Source organism: Protofrankia sp. Cr1 (genome assembly GCF_963555865.1).
GTDB lineage: Bacteria > Actinomycetota > Actinomycetes > Frankiales > Frankiaceae > Protofrankia.
The window spans coordinates 1-2,526 of the sequence record NZ_CAUVXO010000032.1 but is presented as its reverse complement, the minus strand read 5'-3'; the positions used below and the strand labels follow the sequence as shown (position 1 = coordinate 2,526).

Sequence of the window (2,526 nt, the reverse complement as noted above, 5' to 3'; positions counted from 1 at the left end):
CTCCTTCCCGTTGCCGGCGTCATCATCGCCGCGGTCCTCGCGTTGACCGCCTGGCGGTTGACCCCGGCCGGAGCGCACCAGGCCGGGTCAGACCCGCCAGGCACGCCACCGGTGTCCGCAGGCGGCCTGGGCGCAGCGGCCCCGACCAGCGCGTCGGCTACGGCCACGGCAACGGCCACGGCCACGACGGGTGCTGGTGCTGGTGCTGGAACCACGGTCGGCGGAGATGAAGCTGCCGCGGCGCCGGTGCCACGGGTCGCACCGGCAACTCATCTCGGCCCCTTCCCGAGCGGTGTGGCCGCCGGGACGCTTGCCGAGGCGAACGCGTGGGCGACCTTTCGCGGCCGGCCCAACGACGTGGTGGTCACCTACACCGACCGGTCTAGCTGGCACACGATCGTCCGCCCGTGGATCGGACGAGACCGCAACCACTTTGCCGGATTCCCCGGTAGCTGGGTTATCAGTCAGCCATTATTCCCGGAGTCCGGACCGGAAAGGGGCAACCTGGCGGACTGTGCCGCGGGCGCGTACGACGGCTACTGGCGCGATTTCGGACTCTGGCTGGTGGCAAAGGGGCGCGGCAGTTCGTTCGTCCGGCTGGGGTGGGAGTTCAACGGCACGGGGTTCGCGTGGTCCGCGGTCAATCCCAGATTGTGGATCACGTGCTACCGTAATGCCGCGTCCGCGATCCGGCGGGCCGACGCACAGGTTCGCCTCGACTGGAACCTCAACGCGCACGGGTCGGTCGGCGTGGCTGACGCGTTCGAGCTGTATCCGGGGGACGCCTATGTCGATGTCATCGGCATAGATGCCTACGATCAGTATCCGCCGAGTGTTGACCCGGCGACTTTTGATGCACAGTGTAACGGTCTCGACGGACTGTGCGGAGTGGTCCGCTTCGCCCGGCTGCACAACAAGCTGTTTTCGGTGCCGGAGTGGGGGGTGGTGGCGAAAGAAGGCTCGAAGGCCGGGCCGCTCGGCCAGGCCGGCGGTGACAACGCCCTGTTCATCGCGAAGATGTACCAGGTATTTGTTGATAATGCCGATATACTCGCCTATGAGGCATATTTCAACGAGGACAGGGCTGGCAACGTCCGGTCCGCACTGATCAACCCGACCGTGAACCCGGTGGCCGCCCGTGAGTACCAACGCCTGTGGTAGCGACGTCCGGACGAGGGAACCTACGGTCAGGAGGGTCGTGGCGCGGCCAGCGCACGGTGGTGGGAGCACGGCCGTCGGGGTGGGGGATCCCTCGGCGGGTAAGGTTGGGCATAACGCCTCGCGCGCTGGCGTCGCGAGGTGCTTCGTGAGGACGCTCCGGTGCGCGGCCAGCGACCGGGTTTGCGACGTCGTGTCCGTCTGTAAGATTGCGTCGTTCTTCGAGAGGCTCGGGACGCACCTATGACCCTCGCCCCGCTGTTGGACGTTCTGACCGCCAGCCCGGGTGCTGATCCGGCCCTGGCCCGTGCCCTCGCCTCGGTCGGTGAGCTCCGGCTTGACCTGTCGGCGCCGGCTGCGCTGTGGCCGTTCGCCGCTGCCGCACTCGCGGGCCGGGGTGGTCGGACGGTGCTCGCCGTGACCGCAACCGGTCGAGAAGCAGACGATCTTGCTGCCGCGCTGTCGAGCATGATTGATCCCGCCTCGGTCGCGGTGTTTCCGAGCTGGGAGACCCTGCCGCACGAACGACTGTCCCCGCGGGCCGACACGGTCGGGCTCCGGCTTGCCGTGCTGCGCCGCCTGGCACATCCGCACAGCACCGGCCAGCGGCCGCTGTCGGTTGTGGTCGCGCCGGTCCGGGCTGTCCTGCAGCCGCAGGTCGCCGGGCTCGGTGACCTGGAACCGGTGTCATTGCAGGTCGGTGACAGCGCCGATCTCAACGACGTGGTGGAGAAGCTGGTCGGGGTCGCCTACCATCGGGTCGACCTGGTGGAGCGGCGTGGCGAGATTGCGGTCCGTGGCGGCATCCTCGACATCTTTCCGCCCACGGAGGAACATCCGCTGCGGGTTGAATTCTTCGGCGACGAGGTTGAGGACATCCGGCCGTTCTCCGTGGCTGATCAGCGGGCGCTGACCGATACCGGAGATGCCGGCGGTGGCCGTCACCGGCTGTTCGCGCCGCCCTGCCGGGAGCTGCTGCTCACGCCCGAGGTCCGGGCCCGGGCCCGGGAACTTGCCGCAAAGCATCCCGAGATCCTCGACATTCTTGACAAGATCGCGGATGGCACTCCCGTCGACGGCATGGAGGCGCTCGCGCCGGTGCTGTCCGACCGGATGGTGCTGATGCTCGACGAACTACCCGCCGGAACGCATGTGCTGGTGTGCGACCCGGAGCGGGTCCGTGCCCGCGCCGCCGAGCTGGTGCGCACCAGCCAGGAGTTTTTGGAGGCGTCCTGGAGCACGGCCGCGCTTGGCGGCAGTGCGCCGATCGACCTCGGCGCGGCTGCCTACCGCTCGATCGCGCAGGTCCGCCAGCGTGCCGCCGAGATCGGCCTGCCGTGGTGGTCGGTCAGCCCCTTCAACGTCGGT

At 68.6% G+C, this 2,526-nt stretch carries 1 protein-coding gene and 1 pseudogene; both read left to right on the top strand.

What is annotated here, in order from left to right:
- The coding region (locus tag U9980_RS05275; RefSeq protein ID WP_322766920.1) for a glycoside hydrolase family 26 protein at positions 1-1,161 on the top strand (1,161 nt) is incomplete at its 5' end.
- A 240-nt stretch (positions 1,162-1,401) separates the two neighbouring features.
- Positions 1,402-2,526, top strand: a pseudogene (locus U9980_RS05270) (transcription-repair coupling factor); the annotation flags it as partial.